Origin of the sequence: Winogradskyella sp. A2 (assembly GCF_046762865.1) — a bacterium.
Lineage (GTDB): Bacteria > Bacteroidota > Bacteroidia > Flavobacteriales > Flavobacteriaceae > Winogradskyella.
The window spans coordinates 218,389-244,397 of the sequence record NZ_JBKQXM010000003.1 but is presented as its reverse complement, the minus strand read 5'-3'; the positions used below and the strand labels follow the sequence as shown (position 1 = coordinate 244,397).

15 protein-coding genes are annotated in these 26,009 nt (G+C 35.4%); 5 read left to right on the top strand and 10 right to left on the bottom strand.

The features are described from left to right. Positions 1–40: 40 nt before the first annotated feature. Complete coding sequence (locus ACFWV9_RS07045) at positions 41–1,195, bottom strand: DUF6265 family protein (protein WP_411894539.1); 1,155 nt, start codon at positions 1,193–1,195, stop codon at positions 41–43. Between the two features lie 65 nt (positions 1,196–1,260). Here ACFWV9_RS07045 and ACFWV9_RS07040 point away from each other — a divergent pair, with 65 nt between their 5' ends. Next, positions 1,261–2,586 (top strand): M24 family metallopeptidase, encoded by a 1,326-nt coding sequence (locus ACFWV9_RS07040; RefSeq protein WP_411894538.1) that lies wholly within the window; start codon positions 1,261–1,263, stop codon positions 2,584–2,586. Here ACFWV9_RS07040 and ACFWV9_RS07035 read toward each other — a convergent pair. The 6 genes from ACFWV9_RS07035 to ACFWV9_RS07010 form a co-directional block, all read right to left on the bottom strand. Continuing rightward, positions 2,583–3,878, bottom strand: a complete 1,296-nt coding sequence (locus ACFWV9_RS07035; protein WP_411894537.1) for a nuclear transport factor 2 family protein — start codon at positions 3,876–3,878, stop codon at positions 2,583–2,585. The two genes, ACFWV9_RS07040 and ACFWV9_RS07035, sit on opposite strands and share 4 nt — an antisense overlap. 95 nt (positions 3,879–3,973) lie before the next feature. Continuing rightward, on the bottom strand, positions 3,974–5,776 hold the full coding sequence (locus ACFWV9_RS07030) for an acyl-CoA dehydrogenase family protein (protein ID WP_411894536.1): 1,803 nt from the start codon (positions 5,774–5,776) through the stop codon (positions 3,974–3,976). A gap of 27 nt (positions 5,777–5,803) precedes the next feature. Beyond that, positions 5,804–6,994, bottom strand: coding sequence for an acetyl-CoA C-acyltransferase (locus ACFWV9_RS07025; protein ID WP_411894535.1), 1,191 nt, complete (start codon positions 6,992–6,994; stop codon positions 5,804–5,806). Positions 6,995–6,998: 4 nt separating this feature from the next. Then, positions 6,999–9,407, bottom strand: a complete 2,409-nt coding sequence (locus tag ACFWV9_RS07020; RefSeq protein ID WP_411894534.1) for a 3-hydroxyacyl-CoA dehydrogenase/enoyl-CoA hydratase family protein — start codon at positions 9,405–9,407, stop codon at positions 6,999–7,001. Further along, complete coding sequence (locus tag ACFWV9_RS07015) at positions 9,400–9,861, bottom strand: MarR family winged helix-turn-helix transcriptional regulator (RefSeq protein ID WP_411894533.1); 462 nt, start codon at positions 9,859–9,861, stop codon at positions 9,400–9,402. The genes ACFWV9_RS07020 and ACFWV9_RS07015 overlap by 8 nt, the downstream gene beginning before the upstream one ends. A 121-nt stretch (positions 9,862–9,982) precedes the next feature. Then, positions 9,983–11,758: an AMP-dependent synthetase/ligase gene (locus ACFWV9_RS07010; RefSeq protein WP_411894532.1), complete on the bottom strand. Its 1,776-nt coding sequence runs from the start codon at positions 11,756–11,758 to the stop codon at positions 9,983–9,985. Between the two features lie 360 nt (positions 11,759–12,118). On the opposite strand from ACFWV9_RS07010, the gene pflB reads away from it, so the two are divergent. From pflB to ppdK, 4 genes are all read left to right on the top strand, one after another. Further along, positions 12,119–14,344, top strand: a complete 2,226-nt coding sequence (pflB, locus tag ACFWV9_RS07005; protein ID WP_411894531.1) for a formate C-acetyltransferase — start codon at positions 12,119–12,121, stop codon at positions 14,342–14,344. Positions 14,345–14,408: 64 nt separating this feature from the next. After that, positions 14,409–15,158: a pyruvate formate-lyase-activating protein gene (gene pflA / locus ACFWV9_RS07000; protein ID WP_411894786.1), complete on the top strand. Its 750-nt coding sequence runs from the start codon at positions 14,409–14,411 to the stop codon at positions 15,156–15,158. A gap of 40 nt (positions 15,159–15,198) precedes the next feature. Then, entirely contained in the window at positions 15,199–16,455 is a 1,257-nt protein-coding gene (locus ACFWV9_RS06995; RefSeq protein WP_411894530.1) for an OFA family MFS transporter, read from the top strand. Between the two features lie 161 nt (positions 16,456–16,616). Next, entirely contained in the window at positions 16,617–19,346 is a 2,730-nt protein-coding gene (gene ppdK, locus ACFWV9_RS06990) for a pyruvate, phosphate dikinase (RefSeq protein WP_411894529.1), read from the top strand. 94 nt (positions 19,347–19,440) lie between these two features. Here the strand turns inward: ppdK and ACFWV9_RS06985 are convergent, their stop codons facing one another. The 3 genes from ACFWV9_RS06985 to purL all read right to left on the bottom strand — a co-directional run bounded on the left by ACFWV9_RS06985 (position 19,441) and on the right by purL (position 25,850). Next, positions 19,441–20,184, bottom strand: coding sequence for a succinate dehydrogenase/fumarate reductase iron-sulfur subunit (locus tag ACFWV9_RS06985; protein ID WP_411894528.1), 744 nt, complete (start codon positions 20,182–20,184; stop codon positions 19,441–19,443). 8 nt (positions 20,185–20,192) lie between these two features. Further along, positions 20,193–22,103, bottom strand: a complete 1,911-nt coding sequence (locus tag ACFWV9_RS06980) for a fumarate reductase/succinate dehydrogenase flavoprotein subunit (RefSeq protein WP_411894527.1) — start codon at positions 22,101–22,103, stop codon at positions 20,193–20,195. Between the two features lie 78 nt (positions 22,104–22,181). Continuing rightward, positions 22,182–25,850, bottom strand: coding sequence for a phosphoribosylformylglycinamidine synthase (gene purL, locus ACFWV9_RS06975; protein ID WP_411894526.1), 3,669 nt, complete (start codon positions 25,848–25,850; stop codon positions 22,182–22,184). Between the last annotated feature and the right edge of the window lie 159 nt (positions 25,851–26,009).

Genomic DNA, 26,009 nt, shown 5'->3' with positions numbered 1-26,009 from the left:
TTTGAAAAAAGAGAATATCTAATTATTTGTTAATACAAGCCTAATCAGTCGTTGATTTTAGCACAAGTGTGCCAAAAATATTTGCATCGATCCAGCCTCTATTTTTATTATCACCTTCTACATAAACCGAGCCAATAAAATTCTCTCTATTTTCACTGTTATCATTATCGCAGTATGCTAAGGCAAAGCCAACATTTTTATTAGGATGTAATTTTACAGGTATATTTTTACCGTCATCATTATAAGTGTCCTTGTATAGTGAAATCTTCACTTCCCAGATAGAGGTATTTCCTTCCGTTTTTAATTTAGACTGAACGTGAGAGTTATATAGTTTACCTTCTTTTTTAGTAGACATATCCACAACATTTCCATCTAAAGCAATGTGGTATGCAAAGGCATTGTGGTTATATTGGTGTTCACCACCACTATTGTCTTCATCTATAAATACTTCTAAACAATCATCATCCCACCAAGATTTTAGTGGGTCTTCGTAAATATCTATGAGTTTATCATCTTCAATTTTCGCGAGTAAATATAAGGCGTCCTCGTCCCAAGTTAGTTTATAATTGCCTTTAAAATCTACGTCTGAATATGCCTCACCAAGCCAACGTTGGTCTAATGGGAGCCATTGGCAATTATCCCATATAGCTTCGTCAGCTACACCATCAATAACTGGTTTTTTGCTAGTATGTTTTACTTCAATTAACTGTTTTATAGGTTTGGTACTTTGAATTTCTTTTTTGTAATTAAAGGTGACAGTTTCTACTTTTCCTTTTTCCTCAATATCTACATGAACATTCATTTCCGAATCACTTATTCTTTCAAAACTCATGCCTTCAAAAACAACCTTATTTTCTGTAATTTCCTTTAAAGGAAAATCTACAGTTTCGTCTTTTGTTTCCCATCCTTTTAAATCCGGTCCAAAATGTTTTAGTTGTAGTATTAGGCTGTTCTCTATTTCTCTAATAATCTCAATCTCATAAAAAGTAACTTTACCGTCATTGATAAGTTTAAAAGTAGCCATCATTGAACCACCCGATGGTTCACTCCAAATTTCCTCGGTAATTCCTCCAAAAGCTTCGCCATGCCATGTTCCGGATATCCAAGAGATATTCGCTAGTTTGGGTTCTATTTGAGAATTTTGACCAGTGGCTGTGAACATTGCTAATAAGCAAATTATAAGAAGATTTTTCATGAATAGATATTTTTGGATGTATAGTGTAATCGTTATCTTTCGTCAAGATAATATAAACTTTAAGAATGAACAATTTTGTTAGAATTCTACTTGTCGTTTTACTCTGTTTTTCTTGTAATGAGGATAATAGTAAGATTGAATCAGTAGATCCAGATGCGTATTGGGGAGAAAGTCCTTGGCCCGAAATTAGAAAGCAAAGAATAAATGAATTATTACCTAATGCTTTGAGTGAAGCTGGTATCGATTGTTGGATGGTTATATGCAGGGAAAATAACAATGACCCTATTGCTGATCATATTGGTGGTGAAAATGCTGGCGGAACTGCGGCATTTCTGTTTTTTAATGATTCAGATGGATTTCATTCTAAGGTATATTCACCTTCGGGCGAAGCTACTGCATTAGATGATTTAGATATACATGATGAGGTTATCAGTGTAGAGCGAGGGACTTCTGTAATTAAAATGGCTGTTGATTTTATTCTAGAAAAAGATTTCAAAACTATTGCAGTGAATTCCTCAGCGACTAATTCAATGGCTGATGGTTTGTCTTATACACAGCGTATATCAATAGAAGAACTCATGGGTGACAAATCAGAAAGATTAACCTCGTCAACGGAGGTAGTTTATGAATGGTTATCTATAAAACTGCCAGAGGAGGTAGAGATTTTAAGAAAAGCAGCTCAACTTACGGCTGATTGGCAAATTGAAGCCTATAAACAAGTAATTCCAGGAAAATCAACTGATGCGGATATTGCCAAATTTTTAAAACAAAAAATGACTGAATTTGGTGTGGCTGATGGCTGGGCACCAGATCAAAACCCTAATGTAAATTCTGGGGCTGATAGAGGACATTCCCATGCTACGGATAAAATCATAATGCCAGGAGATGTAATACAAATTGATTTTGGGATTAAAGTCTATGATCGATGGGTAAGCGATATACAACGTTTTGCTTATGTTCTAATGGAAGGAGAAGAAGAAGTACCGAAAGATATAATGCATTACTGGGAAAGTGGTAAAGCTGGTAATAGGGCAGCGCTTAACGCGATGAAACCAGGGGCAAAAGGTGTTGATGTTGATAAAGCCCAACGTGTACTTATGAAAAAGGCTGGATCAGAGTATGTTATGTGGAGTACAGGTCATCCGGTTGGGTATGTTGCTCATGATGTTGGTCCTAATTTAGGCGGTTCTCAGGCATCTCATGTAAGACCAGCATCGGAAAAAATTATAAAAGAGGGAATGACATTTGCTTTTGATGGATTTCATGCTTGGAATTTGGGGAGTGGAGGAATTAAAACCATTTCGGTGGAAGAAATGGCCGTTGTAAAATCTAATAGAGCAGAATATTTGATCGAACCTCAAGAGGACTTGATATTAATAAAGTCTAATTAATCTTGAATAAAGGTTACCTTGAATATTTTACCATCCTCTATTTCATAAATAGCCACGGCATTAAAGATTTGACCATTGGCCGTAACCTGCTCTTCGTCAATAACTTTGTTTCCAATAACTATACGTTTTTTAATAAAAGCTCTTAAATCTGGCACACGATCAAACCAATCCTTATAGCCTTTTCTCATGGCTTCTTTTCCCTCAGTCTGCAATGTATTAGGATAGGCATATAACTTTATGTTATCTGCATAGTCTTTCATAAACGCATCGATATCTCTAGCATTATAAGCATCTAGATTACGTTGTACTATAGCTTCAACTTCTGAAATTTCGTTTGTGTTTTCCGTAGAAGTCGTGTTGGTATCTTCTTCAGTAGTTTCTGAAACTTCTTGTTCAGTTTCATTAGTTGATTCATTGCTTTGAGTTTCATTTGCTAAATCGGCTGCAATTGCAAGTTTATTATTGGAAGAGTTTACGGCCATTCTTGTTATAGATGAAATTCCGTATGAAGATAAATCACTTACTTCTTTCCAATTATTGTCCTTGTTTAATGTGAGTTTATACATTTTAGAGCCTTTGGCAGATAGAATGGTTTTATTATTAAGCCAGCAGATGTCCTCAATACCTTCTAATGAATTAGCAATTAACTTCGTTTCACCAGTTTCCGGATTTACAGATTTAATTTGCCATTGATTCTCGTTTTCTTTTGAAATAAAACTCACCAAGTTAGAATTGGGTATTTTATGAAATGATCGTCCAACTTTTGTTGCATATTTTCTACTTGTTCCTTCTGAAATATTAGTAGCAAACAAATTTAGTTGTTCCTCTTCAATTACAGCCGCTACAATAGTGCTATCATCAAACCATGTGTAATAAGCTACTACCAAGTCCTTTATTAGTTCTGTAGATTCGCCATTGCTAAGATTGTATCTGTAAAGGCGTTGTTTGCCATCTTTGTCTAATCTTACTGCTGAGACTTCATTTCTATTTGGAATTTTTAGCGGAGTATATTCACCACCTTCCGTAAAGTTGATCCATACCTTAGAGTTATAATTGCTAAAGAATTGTACAATGTCTGTTTGTCCATTTCTTGTGGACGAAAATAGTATCCTATCATCATTTAAGAACGAAGGTTGATTATCATAGCCTTCGTTATTGGAAATATTCTTTTCATTTGAAATTTCAATTTGAGCATTATTGGTATTTAAATCAAACAGAAAAACTTCTGTGTTTGACTGGCTAAATCCAATTAAGGAGAATAAACAGAGAATTGAATATAAAAGAGATTTCATGAATTAATAATTTTCTAACGAAAGGTACTAAAATAAAGAAAGCCAATTCAACTAAGAATTGGCTTTTTGGCTTCTAATGTAATCTTAGGGGATTATTAGAAACAGTATTTATTTTCAGCCTTTACTTTTTCTGCGATAGTATTTCTAAGCTCAACAACGTTAGGGTAGTTGGTGTACTTTGTAAATCGCTTTAAGCCCATAAGCATCATTTTCTGTTCATCTCCTTCAGCGAAAGAAATAACTCCTTCGATACCATTTTTCTTAATAATTTCTACAGCATTAAACAAATACAATTTTGCCATGGCAATTTGTTCTTTCTGTGCCTCTTCACCGTATCTTTTAGCATTCTTTTCAGTTCTTAAAATTGCGGATTCTGCCAAATATATTTCTATCAAAATATTTGATGCATTAAGCAATAATTGTTGGTGCTTTTCTAAATCTGGACCAAACTTTTGTACAGCTGATCCTGCGACCATTAAGAATACCTTTTTAAGACGCACAATTATATCCTTTTCTTCTGAGAATAATTTAGAAAAATCAGGAACATCAAATGATGGAATACCCATTAATTCGTCAGCAACTTTCATTGCCGGACCTAATAAATCAACATGACCTTTCATAGCTTTCTTAACCAACATACCAACAGAAAGCATTCTGTTTATCTCGTTGGTTCCTTCATAAATTCTTGCAATACGTGCATCTCTCCACGCGGCTTCCATTGGTGTTTCTTCAGAGAAACCCATACCACCAAATATCTGAATACCTTCATCAGCACAGTTTTGTACATCTTCTGAAACGGCAACCTTTAGAATAGAACACTCAATAGCATATTCTTCTACACCTTTTAATTCTGCTTCCTGATGCGTGTTACCAGACGCTTGTCTAATAGCTATACGATCTTCAATTTTTTTAGCGGCTCTATACGACGCAGATTCACCAGCATAAGCACTTGCAGCCATTTCTGCAATTTTAGATTTAATAGCACCAAAATCTGCAATAGGAGTTTTAAATTGTTTACGTTCGTTAGCATATTGAACTGCTGTAGTTGTAATTCTTCTTTGAGAATCTAGACAAGCAGCCGCCAATTTAATTCGACCAACGTTTAATGCATTCATGGCAATTTTAAAACCTTCGCCACGTCCTGCCAACATATTCTCAACAGGAACCATAGTATCATTGAAAAATACTTGTCTTGTAGAACTTGCTCTAATACCTAATTTATGTTCTTCTTCTCCTAAAGTAATTCCATTAGATGGATCGTTTTCAACAATAAATCCGGTGATATTTTTATCATCTTCAATTCTTGCAAAAACAATAAACAACTTACAGAAACCAGCATTTGAAATCCACATTTTCTGCCCGTTGATTTTATAATGCTTTCCGTCTGCAGTTAATTCGGCTGTTGTTTTACCCGAATTGGCGTCACTACCTGCACCAGGTTCTGTTAAACAGTATGCACCAAACCACTCTCCAGTGGCTAATTGTGGTACATATTTTTGCTTTTGTTCTTCAGTTCCATATAGTGTAATTGGCATTGTACCAATACCAGTATGTGCACCAAAAGCCGTACTAAATGATCCTGTACCACTAGATATATAATCACATACAAGCATGGTAGAGACAAAGCCCATACCTAATCCACCATATTCTTCAGGTACAGCAACACCTAAAAAGCCTAATTCACCTGCCTTACGCATACATTCTTCTGTAAAGGCATAATCTTTCTTTTCAAAACGTTCTCTGTGAGCAATGATTTCACGGTCATTAAATTCCATAACCGCTTCCTTCATCATTTGTTGCTCTTCATTAAAATCTTCAGGTGTAAATACATCTTCACAGTTGGTTTCTTTAACCAAAAACTGTCCACCTCTTAATAATTCTTTCTCAACTGTTTCCATTGCGTTATATTATTGATAAGTTCTTTATTAGTTTAAAAATTCAAATATTCCGGCAGCACCTTGACCTGTACCTACGCACATGGTCACCATACCGTATTTATTCTTCATGTTTCTCTTACGCATTTCATCAAATAACTGAACTGAAAGTTTTGCGCCAGTACAACCAAGTGGATGACCAAGTGCAATTGCACCACCATTTACATTCACTATATCTTTATTTAAATCTAACTCACGCATAACAGCCAAAGACTGAGATGCAAAAGCCTCATTCAATTCTATCAATTCAACATCATTTTGTGAAAGCCCACCTTGTTTCAATGCTTTAGGAATTGCTGCAACTGGACCTATACCCATAATACGTGGAGGAACACCTGCTGCTGCGTAGCTGACTAATCTAGCGATTGGCTCAAGATTTAATTCTTTGACCAATTCTTCACTCATTACCAAAACAAAAGCTGCACCATCACTAGTTTGAGAAGAGTTACCAGCGGTAACCGTTCCACCTTGTGCGAAAACAGGTCTTAGCTTAGCTAAGGCTTCTATACTAGTTCCTTTTCTTGGTCCTTCATCTTTAGTTATTGTGAATTTGCGATTCGCTTTTTTACCATTGGCATCAACATAGGTTTCTTCTACATCTATTGGTACAATTTGATCTTGGAATCTGTCTTCTGCCAGTGCGTTTAAAGCCTTCATATGTGAATTATAGGCGAATTCATCTTGATCTTCTCTCGATACATTGTATTTGTTGGCAACAGCCTCGGCTGTATTACCCATTCCCCAATAATAATCTTCGTGTCCAGAATTTACGATATCGTAATTTAATTCTGGTTTAAAGCCTGTCATTGGAACACTACTCATACTCTCAGCACCACCAGCGATAATACAATCTGCCATACCAGCTTTTATTTTTGCAACTGCCAATGCAATAGTTTCTAGGCCTGAGGAACAAAAACGATTTACCGTTACACCTGGAACATCAACTGTATTTAAACCAATTAATGATATGATACGAGCCATATTAAGACCCTGAGAGCCTTCTGGCATTGCATTACCAACAATGACATCATCAATTCGAGTAACGTCAAAGTCTGGTAATTTACCCATCATATATTGTATTGTTTCTGCAGCTAATTCATCAGCTCTTTTAAATCTGAAACCACCTCTTTTAGATTTTCCTACGGCAGTTCTATATCCTTTTACTATATATACTTGTTTCATTTTCTTAGTTTCTTAAAGGTTTACCAGTTTTAAGCATGTGCTGAATTCTTTCCAAAGTTTTACGTTCTGTACATAAGGAAAGAAATGCTTCACGCTCTAGATCTAGCAAGTATTGCTCTGTAACCAATGTAGGCTCCGACAAGTCTCCTCCTGCCATAACATAGGCTAACTTATTTGCAATTTTTTGATCATGTTCACTGATGTAGTGGCTTGCCTCCATTGAATCTGTTCCTACTAAGAACATACCTAAGGCCTGCTTACCTAATACTTTCACATCTTTTCTACGAACTGGTTGGGTATAACCAGCATTAGCTAGTAGCATTGCATGAGCTTTTGCTGTTGCAATTTGTCGATCCTTATTAACCACAACCACATCTTTACCTTTTTGCAGAACGCCAAGGTCATAAGCTTCATAAGCCGATGTTGCTACTTTGGCCATACCGATGGTTAAGAAATATTCTTGGAGTACATTTAATTCTACATCACCTTTGTTAAAGGTATCTGAAGCCCTTAAAGCCATTTCTTTAGAACCAGCACCACCAGGAATTACACCTACTCCAAATTCTACTAAACCAATATACGTTTCAGCCGCCGCAACAACTTTATCAGCATGCATTGATAATTCACAAGCACCACCTAGTGCCATCCCATGAGGAGCTGCAACTGTTGGAATTGCCGAATAACGCATACGCATCATTGTATCTTGAAAATACTTGATAGCCATGTTCAATTCGTCATATTCCTGCTCTACAGCCATCATAAAGATCATCCCAATATTGGCACCAACTGAAAAGTTTGCACCTTGGTTACCTATTACCAGTCCGTCAAAGTCCTTTTCAGCAAGATCTACAGCTTTATTTAAACCTGCTAGGACATCACCACCTATGGTATTCATTTTAGATTGGAATTCGCAGTTGAGGATTCCATCACCTAAATCTTCTACAACAACTCCTGAGTTTTTAAAGACTTCATTCGTTTTTCGGATGTTGTCTAATATGATGAAACTATCTTGACCTGGTATTTTTTCTTGAGATTTCTTAGGAATATCATAACAGTATGAAGCACCATCTTTTACAGAATAAAAAGTGTTACTGCCAGAAGCAAGCATTTCAGTAACCCAAGCATTGGGTTCTAATCCCTGAGCTTTCATCATTTCAATTCCTTTTTCAACTCCTATAGCATCCCAAATTTGAAATGGTCCATCTTCCCAACCAAAACCTGCCTTCATGGCATCATCAATTTTATATATTTCATCAGTAATTTCAGGAATACGATTAGAAACATAAGCAAATAATGCAGCAAAGTGCTTTCTGTAAAACTCTGCAGCTTTATCTTTGCCAGAGACCAGTACTTTAAACCTATCAGCTACCTTATCAATGGATTTAGTAAGTTCTAGGGTTGCAAATTTTGCACTTTGTTTTGATCTGTAATCTAAAGTGTTAAGGTCTAAGGACAGAATTTCTTTTTTTCCTTCTGTAGATACGCTCTTTTTATAGAATCCTTGTCCAGTTTTACTACCCAACCATTTGTTCTCCATCATGGTATTGATAAATCCTGGTATAGTAAATAATTCTAAGCGTTCGTCATTAGGACAGTTGTCCTTTATTCCATTGGCAACATGAACCAATGTATCTAAACCAACTACATCAACAGTCCTAAAAGTTGCTGATTTTGGGCGGCCTATAACCGGACCTGATAACTTGTCAACCTCTTCAATTGTCATTCCTAATTCTTGAACAACATGGAAGACATTCATAATACTGAAAATACCAATTCGGTTACCGATAAATGCTGGTGTGTCCTTAGCGACTACTGATGTTTTACCGAGAAACTGCTCACCATACCCATTTAAAAACTCCAATACAGAAGCATCGGTTTTTGGTCCAGGAATAATTTCGAATAATCTTAAATATCTGGCAGGATTAAAAAAGTGGGTACCACAAAAATGTTTTTGGAAATCTTCACTTCGTCCCTCACTCATAAACTTAATAGGTATGCCCGAGGTATTTGAAGTAATAAGTGTACCAGGAGTCCTGTGCTTTTCAAGTTTTTCAAAAACTTGTTGCTTAATATCTAAACGCTCTACAACAACCTCCATGATCCAGTCAACATCTGCAACTTTAGCAATATCATCCTCTAAATTACCAGTAGTAATTCTATTTTTAAATGATGCATGATAGAGTGGAGCAGGTTTAGATTTTATTGATGTCATTAAAGCATCATTTACCAATCTGTTTCTTACAACTTCATCACTAAGAGTTAGCCCTTTGGCTTTTTCTTTATCATTAAGATCTCTTGGAACAATGTCTAGTAATAGAACATCAACACCAATATTCGCAAAATGGCAAGCAATACCGCTTCCCATAATACCAGAACCAATTATGGCTATTTTTTTAATTCTACGTTTACTCATTATTTATAATCTGTTCTTTTTTAGTGTATATTTTTTTGTTGGATATCATATTATTAATCACCTCAGCTACTTCATAAAAATTTTCAAGTTTTTCTGATGATATATTTGATTTTATTGCATTGTTAAATATTAAAACACGCTCTTTAGAATATTCTCGTTTTTCTCTTCCAAACTCTGTTAAGTATATTAAGACTCCACGACCATCTTCTGGATTGGGTTTGCGTTCTATTAATCCTTTCTCTTCCATAGTTTTTAATGTACGCGAAAGGCTAGTGGCTTCCATACCCATTTTTGGACCTAATGAGGTTGAGGGTGTCCCTTTTTCAGGATCAATACTGAGCAAGGCAAACCCTGTAGCCATTGAAGTACCAAATTTGGATGCTTCTTCATTATACATTTTATTGACTGCTAACCACGTGGTTCTCAGTACATAATCTATAGTTTTATCTTTCATATTTATTTGATAGAATTCAAATATAATAAAAAAATACTATGCACGCATAGTAAAATAAAAAAATTATGCACGCATAGTAAATTGGGAAAGTCTAAAATGTTTTTTTGAAGTTTGTAACTATCTAAGGTCTATAGATTTTCTCGTATAAATCGTCATATTTTTTGCGAATGACGCTTCGTTTCATTTTCATGGTAGGAGTGAGGTGTCCATCGTCGATAGTCCAAACATCTGGTGTAAGTTCAAATCGTTTGATTTGTTCCCATTTTCCAAACTTTTTATTATACTTGGTAATATCTTCTTGTATTTGGTCTATTACAATGGAGGATGAGGCTATCTCAGCATTAGAGGATCCAATCTTATAATCATTATCTTCAATCCAATCTTTAATATATTCAAAGTTTGGCTGTATAATTGCTGCTGGCATTTTTTCTCCTTCACCTACCACCATAATTTGTTCTATAAAAAGAGATTGTTTCATATCGTTTTCTAGGAGTGGTGGAATAACATATTTTCCTCCAGATGTTTTAAACATTTCTTTTTTACGTCCTGTTATTTTTAAGAAACCATCCTTATCAATTACACCTTTATCTCCTGTATGGAAATAATCATTAGTCATAACACTGGCTGTTTTTTCAGGATCTTTATAGTAGCCTAACATCACATTGGGTCCTTTGATAAGTAGCTCTCCGTCTTCAGCAATTTTAACTTCTACATTATCTATAGGTTTTCCTACTGTTCCAATTTTATAATGATTATCATCAAGCATTCCAACTGAAACAACAGGTGAGGTTTCGGTTAGACCATATCCTTCCATTACTTTCATTCCTGCTGCTCCAAATACTCTAGCTAATCTTGTCTGCAATGCAGCACTACCGGAAACCATTGTTCCTAATTCACCACCTAAAGCTTCTCGCCATTTACTAAATATAAGTTTATTGGCAATCTTCAATTTAAATTCGTACCAACTTCCATTTGCACCATATGGTTCCCACTTTTCACCAAGACGTACTGCCCAAAAGAATAAGGCCTTTTTTATACCAGTTAGATCTTCTCCTTTAAGCATTATTTTATCAAAAACTTTTTCGAGTAATCTTGGAACAACACTCATTAAATGAGGTTTAATCTCTTTCGCATTATCGCCAATTTTATCAATTCCTTCAGCAAAATATATCGAAGTACCTGCATATTGATATACGTAAATAAGTACGCGTTCAAAAATGTGACAAATTGGTAAAAAGCTCAACACTCGCGTTTTTCCAGTAGGAGGTAGTGGTACTCGTGGAGAACTTTCTAATACATTGCTCGTAATATTCCAATGTGATAGCATAACACCTTTAGGTCTTCCTGTGGTACCAGATGTGTATATAATTGTCGCCAAATCCTGTGGATCAACTTCATCTTTTCTAGCTTCAACTTCATTTTGGGTACTTTCATCTTTACCTAATTCAAATAAATCTGAATAGTGCTTACAGCCTTCAATATGATCAAAGCAATAGACCTCCTTTAGGCTAGTTCTGTCTTTAATCTTATTGACCTTTTCTAAAACTTCTTTGTCAGAAACAAAACAATAAATAGATTCACTATGATTTAACACATATTCGTAATCCTCAGAACTTATAGTTGGGTAAACAGGAATATTTTGTGCACCAACTTGTAAAACCCCTACGTCCATGATATTCCATTCTGTTCTGTTCGTGGATGAAATAACAGCAATTTTATCATTTTTTTGAACGCCTAATTTCAATAGTGCTCTACTTACAGCATTGGCTTTGTCCAAATACTCTTTGGTAGACATAGGTGTCCATTTTCCATCGTATTTAGTAACTAATGCAGAATCATTTGGTTTATTTTCTAATTGGTAATAAGGGAAATCAAAAAGGCGTTTAACTTCAATCATAATTGTATAAGCAAATAATTAGTTGGAATGTTACGAAAATATGAAAATCTATCCTATAAATATGACTATATGAACATTGTGGTCGTTTTTTTTAACAAATTTTTGCTTAATCCCTATTTTTTTGGTCGTTTCGTACTAAAAACCATATTCAATTTTACTATTCAAAAAAATAATCAAAAAATATCAAAATAATCATTGTTTGGAGTTCCCTTATTTCAATCGTTTTCGCTGATAATCCCTTTACTTATAAGGGTTTTAAAAAATAAAACATGATAAAAATCAGGATTATAGATTTATTTCATATCTAATTTTGCAGTGGTAAAAAAACATAATTTTTTTAGATATAAATACCATAATATTATGGAAGTAAAACAATTTTTAGGTGGGCTTTGGACAACAACAGTAAATGTGAGAAGTTTTGTTTTTAATAACATCACACCTTATCATGGTACTGCTGATTTTTTGGAAGGCCCAACTACTAAAACTGAGAAACTTTGGGACATATGTAAAAAGGCTATGTCAGAAGAACATACAAACAATGGTGTCCGCAAAATAGATACTAATACAATTTCTACAATCGATGCTTTTGAAGCAGGTTATATAGATAAAGACAAAGAAGTTATAGTTGGTCTACAAACAGATGAACTTCTTAAACGTGCTATGAAACCATTTGGTGGATTTAAGGTAGTACAAAAGGCACTTTCTGAACATGGTTTAGAACCTAATAAAGAATTAACTGAGCTTTTTTCTAAATATGTAAAAACACACAATGATGGTGTTTTTGATGCTTATAATGATGAGATTAAAAAGTATCGTTCTTTAGGTATCCTAACAGGATTACCAGACAATTATGCTAGAGGTAGAATTATTGGTGATTACAGACGTATTGCATTATATGGATTGGATTTCTTGATTGAAAAGAAAAAAGAAGACCTTAGAAATGTTACAGGTCCGATGACTGATGAGGTTATTAGGTTACGCGAGGAAATATCTGAACAAATAGAGGCTTTAAACGCAATGAAACGTCTTGGCGAAAAGTACGATTTAAATCTTTGCAGGCCTGCAGAAAATGCACAAGAAGCCGTACAATGGACTTATATGGCTTACTTAGCAGCCGTTAAAGAGCAAGATGGCGCAGCAATGTCTTTAGGCAACGTTTCTACATTTTTAGACATTTATATAGAAAAGGATTTACAAGAAGGAATAATCTCAGAGGTTGAAGCACAGGAGTATATCGATCAGTTTGTAATGAAACTGAGAATGGTTCGCCATTTAAGAATGAAAGCTTATAATACACTTTTTGCTGGTGACCCTACTTGGGTAACGGAAGCCATAGGTGGTATGTTCTCAGACCACAGAACTAAAGTTACCAAAACATCTTATCGTTTCTTAAATACACTTTATAATTTAGGCTCTTCGCCAGAACCAAATATGACGGTTTTGTGGTCTGATGATTTACCGGAAAACTTTAAAAAATTCTGTGCAAAAGTTGCTATAGAAACATCCTCATTACAGTTTGAAAATGATAGATTAATGCGAGAAGTACGCTACAGTGATGATTATGGTATTGCTTGCTGTGTTTCTCATCAAGATTTAGGGAAAGCAATTCAGTTTTTTGGGGCTCGAACGAACTTAGCTAAAACATTATTGTTAGCACTAAACGGCGGTAAATGTGAGTTAACTGGTGTTCAAATTTTTGATGGTGTTCCTGAAGATAAGGACGAATATTTAGATTTTGATAAGGTTATGACCAATTTCAAAATCGCGATGCAAGAAATCGCCAGAGTTTATAGCGATGCCATGAATATTATTCATTACATGCACGATAAGTACTATTATGAAAAAGCACAAATGGCATTAATAGACACTAATCCTCATGTTAATATTGCCTATGGTATTGCAGGTTTGTCTATTGTAGCAGATTCATTATCAGCTATTAAGTACGCTAAGGTAAAACCTGTCCGAAATAAAAAAGGCCTAACTGTTGATTTTAAAATTGAAGGTGAATTCCCTAAGTATGGTAACGACGATGACCGAGTAGATTGTCTGGCAGTGCAAGCAGTGGCAGATTTTAATCATGAGTTAAAACAGTTTCCTGTTTATAAAAATGCAGAACCTACATTATCTGTTTTAACCATTACATCAAATGTGGTTTATGGTAAAAAGACTGGGGCAACACCAGATGGTAGAGCCCACGGTGTACCATTTGCACCAGGTGCAAATCCAATGCACGGACGTGATGAATTAGGTGCAGCTGCTTCATTAAATTCAGTTGCAAAAATTAATTATGAAGATGCACAAGATGGCATTTCTAATACATTTTCTATTGTACCAAAATCATTAGGTACAGATATTGACACTAGAGTTGAAAACCTTTCTTCAATTTTAGATGGTTATTTTGAAAATAATGCGCAACATGTTAACATTAATGTATTAGATAAGGAGACATTACTCGACGCCATGGAACATCCAGAGGAATACCCACAACTGACTATCAGAGTTTCAGGTTATGCCGTTAATTTTGTTAGGCTAACAAGAGAACAACAGTTAGAGTTAATTTCGAGATCGTTCCATGAAACGATGTAATTAGATTCATAAAAGCATCTGAAATCAAAAATTTCCTTTCAGATGCTTTTTTAATTCAACAGTTATTAAAGCACGAGAAAACATATTAAACGTCCACTCCATTGAGTCTTTTGGTACCCATGATGGTCCAGGTGTCCGGTTTATCATTTTTCTACAAGGCTGTAAACTAAAGTGTTTGTATTGTCATAATCCAGATACTATAGCTATGGAAGGTGGTAAACCATACCACGTTGATGAACTTATTAATTTAATTCTCAAATCGAAACCATACTTTGGTAAAAATGGAGGTGTCACAATCTCTGGTGGTGAACCATTGTTGCAAGCTAAAGCACTTATTCCATTATTTAAAAGATTAAAAAAAGAAGGCATCCATACAGCTTTAGATACAAATGGTAGAATATTAAATCATTTTGCAGAAGAGCTTATGGATGAGTATACGGATTTAGTGATGCTTGATATTAAGCATATGACTGAAGAAGGCTATCAATATATCACGGGAAGGAAGAATAAAGACACCACTTTTAAATTTTCAAAATATAGAGAAACCTCTAAAAAACCTATGTGGTTGCGCTATGTCTTAATACCAGGATTCAATGATCAGCCAGAATTACTCGAATCAATGGGTAACTACTTCAAAAAGTATAATACTATTGAAAAGCTCGAAATTCAACCTTACCATAAACTAGGTGTTCATAAATGGGATGCTCTAGGTTGGGATTATCAATTAAAAAATGCTAGAGAAAATACAGAAGAAGAAATTGAAAATGCAGTTGAAATTTTAAAGCCCTACTTCAAAACTGTGGTAGTAAATTGATTACTAAAATAATTATAACTTAAACAAAAACTAATTAGATATGAATACTCAAAAATTAAAAAACCGTTGGTTAATTGCACTTTCTGCAGTGGGAATTCATATATCAATTGGTTCGGTTTATGCCTATTCTGTAATTACAAATCCAGTAAAAGATATTTTTGATGTAGAAGGGAGTGTAATTAAATGGGCATTTAAAATAGCCATATTATTACTTGGTTTTTCTGCCGCTTTTTTAGGTCCTTGGGTTGAAAAGGTTGGACCAAAAGTTAGTGGTACAACAGCCGGTATTTTTTATGGTTTAGGTATTCTAGGATCTGGTTTGGCAGTGCAATTGGAGTCTTTGTTTTTGTTTTACCTCTGTTATGGTGTAATAGGAGGTATAGGTTTAGGATTGGGTTACATTACGCCAGTAAGTACATTAGTAAAGTGGTTTCCAGATAAAAGAGGATTAGCAACAGGAATGGCTATAATGGGATTTGGATTTTCAGCATTAATATTCGGGCCGGTAATGCAAACATTTTTTGAAACTGTTGGCGTTGCAAATGCTTTCTTTTTATTGGGTGTAATTTATATGGTACTGATACTTGCATCTTCAAGATATATTGAACGACCACCAGAAGGTTATATGCCAGAAGGATTTAAAGTAGGTCAAGACAAAACGGTAAAGGCAGATATTTCTAATGTCACAGCTAAGGAAGCTTTAAAGTCATCGCGCTTTATTTACATCTGGTTAATGATGTTTATAAATATAACATGTGGTATTGCTATAATTGCGGCCGCAAGTCCTATGATGCAAGAGAAATTAAGTTATACGCCAATGCAAGCTGCTGCAGTTGTAGGGTTAATAGGTGTTTTTAATGGTTTAGGTAGAATAATTTGGTCTGGACTATCAGATTACTTAGGTAGACCTAATACTTATATTATATTTTTTATATTCCAAATCTTGGCATTTTATTTCTTACCGGAAATAACAATTGAAATCGTTTTTCTAATTATTCTATTTACAGTCATAACAATGTATGGTGGAGGATTCGCAACGCTGCCAGCCTTCTTAGGTGATTTATTCGGCACAAAACAATTAGGAGCGATCCACGGAATGGTGTTGGCAGGTTGGGGACTAGCTGGTGTCATTGGACCTACAATATATGACGTTGTGAAAAATACAACAGGGTCGTTAGACATTACACTCAAAGTGTTTAGTGGTCTATTTGTTATTGCATTTATTGTCTCATTATTAATGAAACGCTCTGTAAATAAGGCTTATAATAAAATGAAGAGTTCTACTGCGGTATCATAATTAAAACATTATTTATTTGTTAAGATGATTTAACGTAAATATCTCATATTCAATATTAAACTTTTGTAATTAGATGATATTTATCATGTAAATTTTAGGGCATTAGAACTACTTTTATGTCATCTTTTAATAACGAAAAAGAATCAAAAAATATATATAAAATGGAAGTACTAGAAGGGTTAAAAACTCGAGTATACAGATTTGGAAACAAAACTGCAGACGGAAATAGTAAAATGAAAAATTTGTTGGGTGGTAAGGGTGCAAATTTAGCAGAAATGAGCGCTATCGGAATTCCTGTTCCACCTGGATTTACAATTACAACTGAAGTATGTACTGAATACAATGAATTAGGTAGGGAAGCCGTAATTGAATTCATAAAGGAAGAAGTTGAGCAATCAATAGCGAATATAGAATCCCAAATGGGAACAACATTTGGAGATAAAGAGAATCCGCTTTTAATCTCTGTTAGATCTGGTGCAAGAGTATCTATGCCAGGAATGATGGATACTGTATTGAATCTTGGTATGAATGATGAGGTTGTTCTTGGTTTAGTTAAACGAACCAACAATGAACAATTTGCATGGGATTCCTATCGTCGTTTTATACAAATGTATGGTGGTGTTGTATTAGGTATGAAACCAGAATCAAAGGATGATATAGATCCTTTTGAAGAAATAATGGAGCACCTTAAGCATAAACGTGGTATTGAATTAGATACTGACTTTACCATTCAAGATTTACAAGATTTAGTCTATGATTTTAAAGATGCTGTAAAAAAGAGAACTGGTCAAGATTTCCCAACTAATCCATGGGATCAACTTTGGGGTGCTATAATGGCTGTTTTTAATAGTTGGAATGGTGATAGAGCAGTGTACTATCGTAATATGAATGGTTATCCTGCAGATTGGGGAACAGCAGTAAATGTTCAAGCCATGGTTTATGGTAATATGGGTACTAATTCTGGTACAGGTGTATGTTTTACTCGCGATGCTGGTACTGGAGAAAATGTATTTAATGGTGAATACTTAATAAATGCACAAGGAGAAGATGTGGTTGCTGGTGTTCGTACACCTCAACAAATAACAAAATTAGGTTCTCAACGTTGGGCTGAATTGGCTAAGATAGAAGAAGCAGATCGATTAGAAAATTATCCTTCACTAGAAGAATTAATGCCATCGATTTTTAACGAATTAAACGAATATCAGGATATTTTAGAAAAGCATTATCGTGATATGCAAGATATGGAGTTCACCATACAAGATGGTAAGCTTTGGATTCTTCAGACTAGAAATGGAAAGCGAACTGGAGCCGCTACTGTTAAAATTGCGATGGATTTGCTTAAAGAAGGTATGATTAACGAAAAAGAGGCATTGTTACTAATTGAGCCTAATAAACTTGATGAATTATTGCACCCTATTTTCGATACAAATGCATTAAAACGTTCTAACATCATTGCACAAGGTTTACCTGCATCTCCGGGAGCCGCAACAGGTAAAATCGTATTTTTTGCAGATGAAGCCCACAAGTATAAACATAGTATTTTAGTGCGTATTGAAACTTCGCCTGAGGATTTAGAAGGTATGAATATTGCCAAAGGTATTTTAACTGCACGTGGAGGTATGACATCGCATGCGGCTGTTGTAGCTAGAGGTATGGGTAAATGCTGTATATCTGGGGCTGGAGCTCTTAATATTAACTACAAGAAAAGGACTTTAACTGTTGGAGACCATGAATTTCATGATGGTGATTGGATTTCATTAAATGGCTCAACCGGTAATATTATTGAAGGTAAAGTCGCAACAATGGAGCCAGAGCTTAGTGGTGAGTTCGCAGAACTAATGGAATTAGCTGTTAAATATGGAAAAATTAAAGTGCGTACAAATGCAGATACACCTAAGGATGCAAAGGTTGCACGTGGATTTGGAGCTCAAGGTATTGGATTAACAAGAACTGAGCATATGTTCTTTGAGGTTGATAGAATTAAAGCTATGCGTGAAATGATTTTAGCCAATACTATTAAAGGTCGTAAGCATGCATTAGAAGATTTACTGCCAATGCAACGCGCTGATTTCGAAGGGATTTTTGAAGCCATGCAAGGACAATCCGTAACAATACGACTACTAGATCCACCTTTACATGAGTTTGTACCACACCAATTGGCTACTCAAAAAGAATTGGCTGAAGATATGCATATCTCACTTCAAGCGGTTAAGAATAAGGTAGCCGAACTGGAAGAATTTAACCCAATGCTTGGTCATAGAGGTTGTAGATTGGGTAATACCTATCCAGAAATTACAGAAATGCAAACTAGAGCCATAATTGAAGCGGCCCTTAATTTAAAGGAAAGAGGTATTATTTGTAAACCAGAAATAATGATTCCTTTAGTTGGAACAGTTAGAGAATTTGAAGTTCAAGATGAGATTGTAAGACGCACAGCTAATACAATTTTTGAAGAACGTAATGATAAAATAGAATATCTAGTAGGTACGATGATAGAAGTGCCAAGAGCCGCATTAATTGCTGATCTTATAGCAGAGAAAGCTGATTTCTTCTCATTTGGTACAAATGATTTAACACAAATGACATATGGTTATTCGCGAGATGATGCTGGTAAGTTCTTACCAATTTATATTAAAAAAGGTATTTTAAAAGTGGATCCTTTTGAAGTAATTGATCAAGAAGGTGTTGGTCAATTAATAAAATTAGGTACACAGAGAGGTAGAGCTACAAAGCCTAATTTGAAAGTAGGTATTTGTGGTGAGCACGGTGGAGAACCAAGTTCAATTGAGTTCTGTTATAATACAGGAATGGATTACGTTAGTTGTTCACCTTATAGAGTTCCAATCGCAAGGTTAGTATCTGCACAAGCAGCTATTAAAACAACGATGTAAATATTTTTTGGTTCCAAAAAGCCTGAAGATTTATCTTCAGGCTTTTTAATTTAAGGAATAATTCCAATTTGTGTTTAGATCTAAATTGGACTAACTAGTCGAATAATTTCATTCGCATCCAACTAGAATTCATCTCAGCAATATTTTTGATTGAAATACCTTCAGGACATTCTACTTCGCAAGCACCTGTATTTGTACAATTTCCAAAGCCTTCCAAATCCATTTGATAGGTCATTTGATTAAGGCGTTTAGAAGATTCGGCCTTACCTTGTGGTAAACTGTTCAAATGGTTAATCTTTGCGGAAGTAAAAAGCATGGCTGACGAATTTTTGCATGAAGCAACGCATGCACCGCAACCAATACATGCTGCCGCATCCATCGCCTTGTCGGCTATTTCCTTTGGTATTGGAATGGCATTAGCTTCAGGCGCAGTACCAGTCTTAGAACTTATATAGGCTCCAGCTTCAATAATACGATCAAAAGCCGATCGATCTACGACAAGATCTTTAATTATAGGAAAAGCTGATGCGCGCCATGGCTCAACCATTATAGTGTCACCATCCTTAAAACTCCGCATATGTAGTTGGCAAGTCGTCATATGATCATGCGGTCCATGGGCACGTCCATTAATAAATACACCACACTGGCCACATATTCCCTCGCGACAGTCATATTCATAGGCAATCACTTTTTCGTCCTTTAGAACAAGCATTTCATTTAAATGATCCAAAGCTTCTAAAAAAGACATATCTTCTGTAAGCCCTTCAACTTCATAGGATTTAAATCCGCCTTTTACATTTGGATTATCCTGTCTCCATATATTGAATGTTACTTTCATTGAAATTTCTATTTATAGCTTCGTACCGAAGGTTTTACAAATTCAAATTCTAAATGTTCTTTATGTAATTTAAAATCTCCATTATCAAATTCCCAAGCTGAGACAAAAGAATATTTGTCATCAACTCGAAGTGCTTCACCTTCACTAGTTTGAAACTCTTCTCTAAAATGAGCACCACATGATTCCTCGCGTTGAAGCGCATCTCTACACATTAAAATGCCTAATTCAATAAAGTCTGCTAAACGATACGCTTTTTCTAATTCTGTATTCATTTCATTTTGGTCGCCAGTAACTTTTACGTCATTCCAAAATTCTTCTTTCAATAATTCGATTTGGGATATGGCCTTTTCAAGACCAACCTTATTGCGACTCATAGCACATTCTTGCCACATTATTTTACCAAGTTCCCTGTGAAAATGGTCAACCGTTTTTATTCCGTTTATTGAAAGAATCTTATTAATGTGATCTTGTGCATTGTTTTCTGCCTTTTCAAACTCTGGATGTTCTGTTGTCGGATGATCCGCTGTAATTTCATTTGCCAAATAGTTGTTTATCGTATTTGGTAATATAAAATAACCATCAACACTTGCTTGTAATAATGAATTGGCACCTAATCTGTTGGCACCATGATCAGAAAAATTACATTCACCAACTGCATATAAGCCAGGTATCGTTGTCATTAGTTCATAATCTACCCAAAGTCCGCCCATCGAAAAATGTGCCGCTGGTGATATTAACATTGGTGTTGTATAGGCATCTATACCTGTTATTTTTTTATACATTTTAAAAAGATTACCGTAACGATCTTTTATGGTTTCGAGGCCAAACTTTTCAATGGCATGTTTAAAGTCTAAATACACTGCATTTTTAAGTCTACCTACACCAAAACCAGCATCAATACGTTCCTTCGCAGCTCTTGATGCAATATCTCGTGGCGCAAGGTTCCCAAAACTAGGATATCGTCGTTCTAGATAATAATCACGTTCGTCCTCTGCAATATCTTTTGGTTTTCGTGTATCGTTCTTTTGTTTTGGTACCCATATACGACCGTCATTTCGTAACGATTCTGACATTAAGGTCAATTTAGACTGAGCTTCACTGGATTGAGGTAATGCTGTTGGATGAATTTGTGTAAAACTTGGTGCTGCAAAGAAGGCTCCTTTTTTATGAGCTTTCCAAATAGCACTTCCATTACAGCCAATAGCCAAAGTAGACAAACGAAAAACTCTAGAGTACCCACCAGTGGCTAAGACCACTGCATCGGCAGCATATCGCTCTAATTTACCTGTAACTAAATTGCGCACAATAATACCCTTGGCTTTACCATCTATTACGACTAGGTCTAGCATTTCACTTCGCGGAAACATCTCAACCTTTTTAGCACGAATCATTTTGTAAAGTTGTGAATAGGCTGCAAGTAACAATTGTTGCCCAGTTTGGCCGCGCGCATAAAAAGTGCGTTGTACCTGTACGCCTCCAAAACTTCGATTTATCAAGGTACCACCATATTCTCTGGCAAAAGGCACACCTTGTTGAACAAAGTGATCAATTAGAGGTGCAGATAACTCCGCAAGCCGATAGGTATTCGCCTCCCTAGATCTAAAATCACCACCTTTTAAAGTATCATAAAACATACGGTATACACTGTCACCATCATGCTGATAGTTTTTCGCAGCGTTAATACCACCTTGGGCAGCAACGGAATGGGCTCGTCTGGCAGAATCTTGATAGCAGAAACATTTAATGTCATAGCCTAATTCTGCCAAAGTGGCTGCAGTACCAGCACCACTTAATCCAGAACCGACAACAATAACACTTAGTTTTTTCTTGTTTGCAGGATTAATCAGTTGGGATTTCAACTGATAGTTGCTCCATTTTTTCTCGAGATTTCCTTCTGGAATTTTAGGATCTAATAGCATAAGTTTACCTACTAAAAGTAAGTAAAATTATGATGTTTACAAAACAATTTAAGTAGCAAAATGCTAAAGATTGAAACTCTATTTATTAAGGTTTTCAATCCAGTTTCTGGCATTTACAAATGCTTCTAGCCATGGAGAAACTTCGTCTTGTCGCTCATTAGGATAATGTGCCCAATTCCATTGAAATGTTGAACGTTCAATATGTGGCATTGTAACTAAATGTCTGCCTGTTTTGTCGCACATCATAGCCGCATTAAAATCAGATCCATTTGGATTTGCTGGATAACCTTCATAACCGTATTTAGCCACAATATGGTATTTATCCTCAGAATATGGTAAATCAAATTTACCTTCACCGTGAGATATCCAAACACCAAGAGTAGAACCGCTCAAAGTTGAAAGCATTACAGAATTATTATCTTGAATTTTTACTGATGTAAAACTACTTTCGTGTTTGTGCGAATCATTATGCACCATTTTACCATGAACTTCATGGTCTGGATAAATCTCTTCGAGTTCCATAAATAACTGACATCCATTACAGATACCTACAGATAACGTATCCTCTCTATCAAAGAAATTTTGAATGACTCTATTGGCTTGTTCATTATATTTTATGGCACCAGCCCATCCTTTTGCAGAACCAAGCACATCACTGTTGCTAAAACCACCAACAGCACCTAAGAACTGAATATCTTCTAAGTTTTCACGTCCTGAGATTAAATCGGTCATGTGAACGTCCTTAACGTCAAATCCGGCTAAATACATAGCATTTGCCATTTCTCGTTCTGAGTTACTCCCTTTTTCTCTTAATATGGCTGCTTTAGGACGAGATTGTTTAGAATTTAATTTAGGCAATTGGCCAGTAAAATGACTCGGGAAATTATATGTAAGTGGTTGATTTTTATAGTTGTTATAACGATCTGTGGCAAGGTCATTAGCCGTTTGTTTTTGGTCCAGTAAATACGACGTTTTATACCAAATATCTCTTAAGCGAGATACTGTCATCGTATAAACTTGGTTATTGTTTATAACACCTAATACATCACTTTCTGTGACTTCACCAATTTTATGATATTCAATATTAGCATTAGATAATTCTGTTTCTATTGAATCATCTTCAGACTGGATAACTATACTTGCATTCTCAGCAAAAAGCACTTTGAATGTGTCTTTTTCACCAAGATCTGTGAGATCTATTTCTGCACCCAGATTATTGGTAGCAAAGCACATTTCTAATAAGGTGGTAATTAAACCTCCCGAAGCAACATCGTGTCCTGCAACAATTTTATTTTCCTTAATTAGGCTTTGAATTATATTAAATACAGTCTTGACATAATTGACGTCTCTTACATTAGGTGTATTATTACCAATTTTGTTATTTATCTGAGCAAAAGAGCTACCACCTAATTTGTAAGTATCTTTGGATATATTGATGTAATAAATACTTCCTTTATTCTTTTGAAATACAGGTTCTACGACCTTTGTAATATCGTTGCAGTTTCCTGCTGCTGAAATAATTACGGTTCCCGGTGCAATAACATCACCTTCGGGATACTTTTGCTTCATCGATAGTGAGTCCTTTCCAGTTGGTACATTGATACCTAAATCAATTGCAAAATCAGAAACCGCTTTAACTGCTTCGTATAACCTTGCATCTTCACCTTCGTTTTTACATGGCCACATCCAATTGGCAGACAATGACACACTTTTAAGTCCATCCTTTAGTGGCGCCCAAATAATATTTGTTAGCGATTCTGTAATTGAATTTCTACTACCAGCTTCTGGATTAATTAAACCTGAAATAGGTGAGTGGCCTATCGATGTAGCAATACCTTCCTTACCCTTATAATCTAAGGCCATTACACCAACATTATTAAGTGGTAATTGTAAAGGGCCGACACATTGTTGTTTGGCTACTTTGCCACCAACACAACGATCTACTTTGTTTGTTAACCAATCTTTACATGCTACAGCTTCTAATTGTAAAACTTGATCTAAATAATCATAAATACTGTTGGTGTCATATGAAATCCCTGAGTATTGTTTTTCAAGCTTGGTATCAGTAAGAATAGTTTTTGGCGAACTACCAAACATATCCTCTAATGCTAAGTCCATTGGCTTATCACCTTTGGTTTTAGATTGAAAAGTGAAACGATCATTACCAGTAACATCACCAACATCATAAATAGGAGAACGTTCCCTATCGGCTATTTTGTGTAAAACGTTGAGATGTTCTTCTGAAATCACTAAGCCCATACGTTCTTGTGACTCATTTCCTATAATTTCTTTTGCGGAAAGGGTTGGGTCACCAATTGGTAATTTGTCTAGGTCTATGTGACCACCAGTATCTTCAACTAATTCTGACAAACAATTTAAATGGCCTCCAGCACCATGATCATGAATCGAGACAATATAATTTTCTTCACTTTCTACCATACCTCTTACGGCATTGGCAGCCCGTTTCTGCATTTCTGGATTAGAACGTTGCACTGCGTTAAGTTCTATACCTGATTCAAATTCACCAGTATCTGCAGAGGATACGGCCGCTCCTCCCATACCAATACGGTAGTTATCTCCTCCAAGTATTACGATTTTATCACCTGTTTTAGGAGTGTCTTTAAGTGCTTGGTCTTTTTTCCCATAACCAATTCCTCCTGCAAGCATAATTACTTTATCAAACCCAAGTCTATCCGTTTGTTCTTGATGTTCAAACGTTAATACAGAACCGCAGATTAAAGGTTGCCCGAATTTATTCCCAAAATCTGACGCACCATTACTTGCCTTAATTAGAATATCCATAGGTGTTTGGTACAACCATTTACGTTCTGGGAACGCTTTTTCCCAAGGACGTTCTTCTTCAAGTCTCGAGTAAGAAGTCATATATACTGCTGTTCCGGCTAAAGGTATTGAGCCTTTACCACCAGCAAGCCTATCTCTAATTTCTCCACCAGAACCGGTTGCTGCTCCATTAAAAGGTTCGACCGTAGTAGGGAAGTTATGTGTTTCTGCTTTTATAGAAATAACAGATTCGAAATCTTCAGTTGTATAGTAATCTGGAATATCTGCTCGTTTTGGAGCAAACTGTTCAACTACTGGTCCTTTAATAAATGCAACGTTGTCTTTGTAGGCCGAGACAATATCATTAGGATGTTTTTCTGAAGTCTTTTTAATAAGTTTAAATAGTGAAGTTGGCATTTCTTCGCCATCAATGACAAATGTGCCATTGAATATTTTATGTCTACAGTGTTCTGAATTTACTTGTGAAAACCCAAATACCTCAGAGTCTGTTAATGGACGACCAATCTTTTTTGATACACCTTCTAAATATTCAACTTCATCTTTACTCAGCGCTAAACCTTCTTTTTGATTATAGGCCTCAATATCCTCAATATTTTTAACGGCTTCTGGTTGAATATCTATTGTGAAAATATCTTGATTTAATCCTTTGTATTTTTCGGATATCATCGGGTCATAATCCTTGAATTTCTCAATTGACGTCATAAACTCTTCAATCCTAACGATACCATCTATACCCATATTCTGGGTAATTTCAACAGCATTTGTACTCCAAGGCGTTATCATCGCGCTTCTTGGACCAACAAAAAAAGCATCTATTGATGCTTGTTCTATTTTAGGTTGGTCGCCAAATAGCCATACTAATTTAGCTATGGTTTCAGTTGACAATTCTTTTGTGGCTTGAACAGCAAAAATTTTACTGTTTTGGTTTCCAAAGAAATGAATCATTTATGTCTTGTGTTTTGGTGTGAAAAATAAAAACACAAAGTTAATTGATTTTACAATATACTGGATAAAAAAACAATTTGAAATGCTTAAGTATTCAACATGTTTTAAACAAAAAAAGCAACCGTTCTAAGGTTGCTTTTTTTGTCTTCAATTCTATTC

Bases quoted from the DNA above. Each gene is read 5' to 3' on its own strand.
- ACFWV9_RS07025 (WP_411894535.1), bottom strand. From the start codon at position 6,994: ATGAAACAAGTATATATAGTAAAAGGATATAGAACTGCCGTAGGAAAA.
- purL (WP_411894526.1), bottom strand. From the start codon at position 25,850: ATGATTCATTTCTTTGGAAACCAAAACAGTAAAATTTTTGCTGTTCAA.
- ppdK (WP_411894529.1), top strand. From the start codon at position 16,617: ATGGAAGTACTAGAAGGGTTAAAAACTCGAGTATACAGATTTGGAAAC.
- ACFWV9_RS07010 (WP_411894532.1), bottom strand. From the start codon at position 11,758: ATGATTGAAGTTAAACGCCTTTTTGATTTCCCTTATTACCAATTAGAA.
- ACFWV9_RS07015 (WP_411894533.1), bottom strand. From the start codon at position 9,861: ATGAAAGATAAAACTATAGATTATGTACTGAGAACCACGTGGTTAGCA.
- pflB (WP_411894531.1), top strand. From the start codon at position 12,119: ATGGAAGTAAAACAATTTTTAGGTGGGCTTTGGACAACAACAGTAAAT.
- ACFWV9_RS06980 (WP_411894527.1), bottom strand. From the start codon at position 22,103: ATGCTATTAGATCCTAAAATTCCAGAAGGAAATCTCGAGAAAAAATGG.
- ACFWV9_RS06995 (WP_411894530.1), top strand. From the start codon at position 15,199: ATGAATACTCAAAAATTAAAAAACCGTTGGTTAATTGCACTTTCTGCA.
- ACFWV9_RS07045 (WP_411894539.1), bottom strand. From the start codon at position 1,195: ATGAAAAATCTTCTTATAATTTGCTTATTAGCAATGTTCACAGCCACT.
- ACFWV9_RS06985 (WP_411894528.1), bottom strand. From the start codon at position 20,184: ATGAAAGTAACATTCAATATATGGAGACAGGATAATCCAAATGTAAAA.
- ACFWV9_RS07020 (WP_411894534.1), bottom strand. From the start codon at position 9,407: ATGAGTAAACGTAGAATTAAAAAAATAGCCATAATTGGTTCTGGTATT.
- ACFWV9_RS07040 (WP_411894538.1), top strand. From the start codon at position 1,261: ATGAACAATTTTGTTAGAATTCTACTTGTCGTTTTACTCTGTTTTTCT.
- ACFWV9_RS07035 (WP_411894537.1), bottom strand. From the start codon at position 3,878: ATGAAATCTCTTTTATATTCAATTCTCTGTTTATTCTCCTTAATTGGA.
- ACFWV9_RS07030 (WP_411894536.1), bottom strand. From the start codon at position 5,776: ATGGAAACAGTTGAGAAAGAATTATTAAGAGGTGGACAGTTTTTGGTT.